The organism is Calothrix sp. CBUCES-K 9914 (assembly GCF_059640475.1).
On the sequence record NZ_JBXXZH010000408.1, the window covers coordinates 1 to 5493 of the forward strand.

Consider the following 5493-nt stretch of genomic DNA (forward strand, 5'->3'; position numbering starts at 1 on the left):
GGTTGGATAAATATTGACGCTTATCAAAATCAAACTACTCTCCACGTCACAATTACTAACGCTTCTGTTAACATTCCTGATAGCGACCGCACGCGTATTTTTGAACGTTTCCATCGTGGAGACCCAGCCAGAAACCGCAAAGTCGAAGGAACTGGACTGGGGTTAAGTCTAGCTCGTGAAATTGTACGCGCGCATCATGGCGACTTGACTTTAGAACCAGTTAAAGATGGTCAAACAGCGTTTACTCTAACTTTGCCAATTACAAAAATTACTGACGAGTAGATAAAATGGTTTTGACTTCAGGCGCCTGCTAAAATGAGAACAACTACAGCAGTATTGCAGTAAACTTATGATAAGCGTAGTAATTAAGCCTTCATCTTGGCTAACAACGGGAATTCGGGTTGAGAGAGTCAACAATCTCAACTTATTTAAATTTACAGAAGAGCTAGGTTTGCGTATGCAAGAACTTCTCGATAAGAAAAAAGCTGACTTATTGACACCAGAAGAAACTGCTGAATTGGAGGCAATAGGCGAACTCGATACTATATTTAGTTATATTAATGCAATAAACGCATCTCAGGCGTAGTAATTTAAAGTAGTACCCATAGGCTTGGAAGCACTACCAAAACATTTGACAAAATTAAATAGGTTGATTTCTTAATAATTCTTACTTTGTGCCCTTTGTGTCTTTGTGGTTCATTTTTCCAACTTCCCAAATTTTCTAAAATAGACTTTTACCACAGAGACACGGAGTACACAGAGAGGAGGTTAGAGAGAGGCACCTATACTGTTTTTACTTCTTCCTTAAGATTTTCTGTCTGCCGTATAGCAGCTAAATGCTCTAAGTAAAAATCATCAATTTTTGCAATAAACTTATCATTAACAATTTCTACTCCTAACGCATCTCTAACAGCTAAAAAATCTAGGAATGATGCATTTTGATAGTCTTTATTTTCAAAGGATTTAATTTGTTCTTCGGTGCGATTGCATAGTATAGCAAGTTCTTTTTGGGTAATCTTAAAAGCTATTCTGGCTTTTATTAATAACTGAGATATTTTATTCATGCACTCCACTTGAAGCGTAATTGGTTCGTTGATATTATGAGCAATTAAGGCTTCATACTCTGCTATTTGTTCTTGCATATCTTCGCGTTGAGACGTGACACCATCATAGTGAATCTGCCAAACGTCTGGTTGATTTTTCTTCTTATGGTCGTCTTGCTGTAACATAGTAATTGCTCGACCCATGCCTTCTACCCAATTTTTGGTAATATTATACTCTAGCTCGTTTTTAATCATGGCTCCCACCTTAAGAGGTCTATTCCTATAATACCTTTTCTATTATTACGTCTGTCGAGTAGAAAGAATTCCAGTGATGTTGTACCCTCATCGTTGACAACCTGGTCAGTGCGAAACAATTCACCCTTATACTTAGCTTTTTGAGCGGCTCGTTTGTTTGTAAAATTTAATAGTGTTGGGTGGTTTTGGATTAAATAGTCCATATCAACAGCGTCTGATTCCCAGCAGGCATCAAAATCATTCGGATTTGGTTCACTTGTGACAAAGGAGCCATTAATAAAAAAAATTCGACATCCAGCATCTTTTAAATCGCTCATTGCTGCTTCCATGCCGCGAATCATTCTTGCCCGTGCTGGTGTATAACCAAATTTTTCTTTAAACTCGCTCCAATCACAATAATGCACCCCTGGTGGTAAGTTACCGTTTTCGTCAAAATCTGGAATCATTAGTTAATAAAAACAACCAATTAGTGATGTAAATAGCATATCATTGATTAATACCACTACCTACCAATAACTTGGCTTCTCTTAGATTTAAATGTACTTTATTTATAATTGCTGCAAAGTTTCCTTATTTACTTATTTGGTCTGTTCCACTTCAGTATTTTTAACTAAAGCTGTGAAGGTTCCTGCAAACATATAAATTATATCCTTAAGGCGATTGAGACAACGTTAACTAAAAGGGCGAAGCTTCATTTTTGAGTCGTAATTGTAAACTTATATATTGAAATTACATCAAAATTCCATCGAATTTCAATAATTTTCAATTGATACTCTATGCGTCGATTTGGAAAAATTTCAGGGGAGCTAGGAATATGCATTTCCCAATTCTTGAAATCAGGTTGCAAACATGACCAACACTCAAGAGCAGCATTGATTACGCACTAATTTTAATTAAAGGTATTTATTTACACTATTAACTTACTTAAGTCTCACTCTCCTAGTGTTACTTTTTATCTTTACCAGGACAATATTTTGGCTGACAATAACGTTATTGGAAAAAAAAATTTTCAACCTTGCGTAAAAGCGGGTTACTCCCAACGCATGTATTATTGCATGAAAACAAGGAGAACAAGCTTTATGGGAGTAAACTTGCCACCAGTGATGCTGAAACTCAATACAAAAAAGCCTTTATCTCCAGATTATCCCACCAACTGGGAAAATAAACAACAGCATACCGATAAAGTAAATAACGCTATGGATGAACTGGACAGCAGGCTAAAACATCTGGCTATTACTGCCAAGCAATTTCCACCCAAAAGTAAGTCTAGACAGCTTGCGCTTTCTGAACTTGCAAGTTTAATTCAGAATTATAGAAGGCTTTTTTGTAAGGGGAGATATAACTATCCAGAAGATGTGTATATCGAAGCTTTACAAGAAACATGGTTATATATTTCACGAAAAATCGAGAAATATGACCCAGAAATTGGTACGGTAATAGCTTGGGTAAACTTTATCTTAAATAAGCGTTTTCTAGACGCAATTAGACGCTATACGAGAAACCAACAAGCATCTTTAGATGAACCCATCGACTTTGCAAGTGAGTCGGGGACAACGCTGTTAGATACACTTCCACAACCGCAAATTCTGCCTGATAGTGGGGAAATATTACAAGAAATTTTGCAAGCAGACCCAGATGATTTATTTAAAGTTGAGCATATTAAAAATCATCCGAAGGCAACTTTTCAAGCTATTGCCTTACGTCGGTTGGCTAAACAATCTTGGAGCGATATGTCTACTGAATGGGCAATAAGCGTATCAACACTGAGTAGTTTTTATCAACGCTGTCTTAAATTATTTATTCCTAAAATTCAGGAATATTACCAGAAAGATTATCAAAATTAATTACTTTGTCAACCAATTGAGGAAAAAACGCACATCATGAATTACACGAGCGAAACATTACATTTTCAGGTGACTTTAACTGCACAGGCATATCATTTTGCCCGACAGTTAAGTAGTAAACAGCAAGATTCAGATAAATCTAGGCAAATTTATCTCAATACTTTGGCTGTATATGCGGTCAACTTTTACTGCCAATATTTAGAAGTGGAAACAGATTTAGAGCATAGTGATAGTTGGAATTCGCTCTCACATTTACTATCAGATGTAGCAGATTTAGAAATTACAGGTGTTGGTAAATTGGAATGTCGTCCAGTTTTACCAGAAGCAAAAACAGTCAACATTCCACCAGAAGTTTGGACTTCTCGAATTGGTTATGTTGTGGTAGAAATTAATGAAATCTCCAAAACAGCTACATTATTAGGGTTTGTCAAAGAAGTTACAGCAGAAGAGTTACCCTTGAGTGACCTACAATCTTTAACTGATTTAATAGACAATTTACAACAGAGGGCAGAAGTTGTTTCCCCCAACCCTTCTGTTATAGAAGAAGTTGTAGTACATTTGGGACAGTGGTTGCAAAACTTATTTACATCAGATTGGCAATCTCCAGATTTGATATTATCTCCTGCATACCGCAGCGCAATTCGTCCAAAAATTAAAGAGCCAAATTCCCAAGAAGTTAGTGTTAGTCGAGCTAAAGTGATTGACCTGGGAATACAACTAGCGTCCCACAAAATTGCTCTTGTTATTCAACTTACTACACAAGCGTCGGGGTCGGTGGATATTCGTTTGCGAGTATATCCCACTGGTGACAGTATTTATTTACCACAAGGATTGCAGTTAATTGTACTGAGTAGTGATGGCGACGTTATCAGCGACAATCAAGCCAGAGTTGCTGACAACTGGATGCAGCTAGAACTAGAGGAAGGACGGACTGGAGACGAATTTCAAGTCAAATTGGCTTTGGAAGATGTTAGTATAATTGAAAATTTTATACTGTAAGCTCATCAAAACTAATCTGCCGTGTACACACATCTATTTATTATTCTTGGATTCCTTTGCGAAATGCAGCATACTTTGCGGTTATTTTTTTACGAACCGCAAAGGACGCAAAGAAAGAGAAGAAAGGTGCTTTGCGCGAGACTTGTGTGTACATAGCGGAGCTAATAAGGAGGCGCCAATTATTGGTAAATTAACCAGCAAACCCGGGAATGCCACAAAGTAAGTAAGGTAACAGTAATGGGAAAGTTAGTTATTCTGCAATTACTAGAGGGAGATTTTCAACGGGGTTTTTCTTGTACTGTCCAGATTAGCTTAGATGGAGATACGATTGAAACACAAGCGCAAATTACTGGTAGATTACCAGCTAACCCCGACATGCCACAAAAGTTAAATGATGAGTGGCGAAGGGTTTTTAATTTTGATGAAAATTCCCGTATTAAAGCAAAACAAGCTGGGGTAACTAACTTTTCCAAAAGTAACGCAGTTAACAACTTTGTCGAGCATCTTAATAACTGGCTTAATGATTCTAGGGATAAGGAATGGCAAAAAATCCGAGATGGTTTACAGCAGCATTTAAGTAAGGAAGAAGAAATTAGGGTTATTATTCAAACTGAACACCAAATTTTACGCCGTCTTCCTTGGCAAGCTTGGAATTTATTTGCAGATAATTATCCCAAAGCTGAAATAGCTCTTAGTCCAATTAGTTTTCAAACCCCTGGTGATTTACCTTCCTCTAATTCAAACAAGGTGAGAATCCTTGTTGTGTTAGGGTCAAGTACTGTAGCTGATGGTAGTCAAGAGATTGATATTACCTTTGACCAGCAAGAACTAAAGAGTTTAGAGCAGTTTGGCACCGAACTAAAACTCCTTGAACAACCTGACCCACAAGAGTTACGGGACTGTCTTTGGCTTGAAGAAGGCTGGGATATTTTCTTTTTTGCTGGTCATAGTTCCAGTTTGGATGATGGTCAAGATGGGGAGATTATTCTCAACGAGCTAGCTCAGGGCTTAAAAATAACGGAACTAAAAGAAGCTCTAAAAAAAGCTATTTCTCGTGGTTTGCAACTGGCAATTTTTAATTCCTGTGATGGTTTGGGTTTAGCGAAGCAACTAGCTGAACTAGATATTCGCTCCTTGATAGTCATGCGGGAACCTGTACCTGATGCAGTCGCCAAAACATTTTTAAAGCACTTTTTAACAGCATTAGCATGTAATAATCAATCGTTGTATGCATCGGTACGAGAAGCGCGTTTAAGACTGGAAGACTTTAACGAACAGTATCCTGGTGCAAAATATTTACCTGTTATTTGTCAAAATTCTGCCGTCACACCGCCAACTTGGGAAAAATTGCG

7 protein-coding genes are annotated in these 5493 nt (G+C 37.5%); 5 read left to right on the plus strand and 2 right to left on the minus strand.

The genetic code is table 11. The features are described 5' to 3' along the window. A partial coding sequence (locus AC2JBO_RS42585) for an ATP-binding protein (protein WP_496959663.1) occupies positions 1-282 on the plus strand: 282 nt, incomplete at its 5' end. 67 nt (positions 283-349) lie between these two features. Next, entirely contained in the window at positions 350-586 is a 237-nt protein-coding gene (locus tag AC2JBO_RS42590; protein WP_496959664.1) for a hypothetical protein, read from the plus strand. A gap of 196 nt (positions 587-782) precedes the next feature. On the opposite strand, the gene AC2JBO_RS42595 is transcribed toward AC2JBO_RS42590, so the two are convergent. After that, on the minus strand, positions 783-1298 hold the full coding sequence (locus tag AC2JBO_RS42595) for a hypothetical protein (RefSeq protein ID WP_496959665.1): 516 nt from the start codon (positions 1296-1298) through the stop codon (positions 783-785). Next, a complete protein-coding gene (locus AC2JBO_RS42600; RefSeq protein ID WP_496959666.1) occupies positions 1295-1744 on the minus strand; it encodes a DUF6932 family protein in 450 nt (149 codons plus the stop codon). The genes AC2JBO_RS42595 and AC2JBO_RS42600 overlap by 4 nt, the downstream gene beginning before the upstream one ends. A 633-nt stretch (positions 1745-2377) precedes the next feature. Between AC2JBO_RS42600 and AC2JBO_RS42605 the strand changes: the two genes are divergently transcribed. From AC2JBO_RS42605 to AC2JBO_RS42615, 3 genes are all read left to right on the plus strand, one after another. Next, a complete protein-coding gene (locus AC2JBO_RS42605; protein ID WP_496959667.1) occupies positions 2378-3142 on the plus strand; it encodes a sigma-70 family RNA polymerase sigma factor in 765 nt (254 codons plus the stop codon). 36 nt (positions 3143-3178) lie between these two features. Further along, positions 3179-4141, plus strand: a complete 963-nt coding sequence (locus tag AC2JBO_RS42610) for a DUF1822 family protein (protein ID WP_496959668.1) — start codon at positions 3179-3181, stop codon at positions 4139-4141. 237 nt (positions 4142-4378) lie between these two features. After that, positions 4379-5493 (plus strand): CHAT domain-containing protein (locus AC2JBO_RS42615; RefSeq protein WP_496959669.1); only part of this gene is annotated, 1115 nt, incomplete at its 3' end.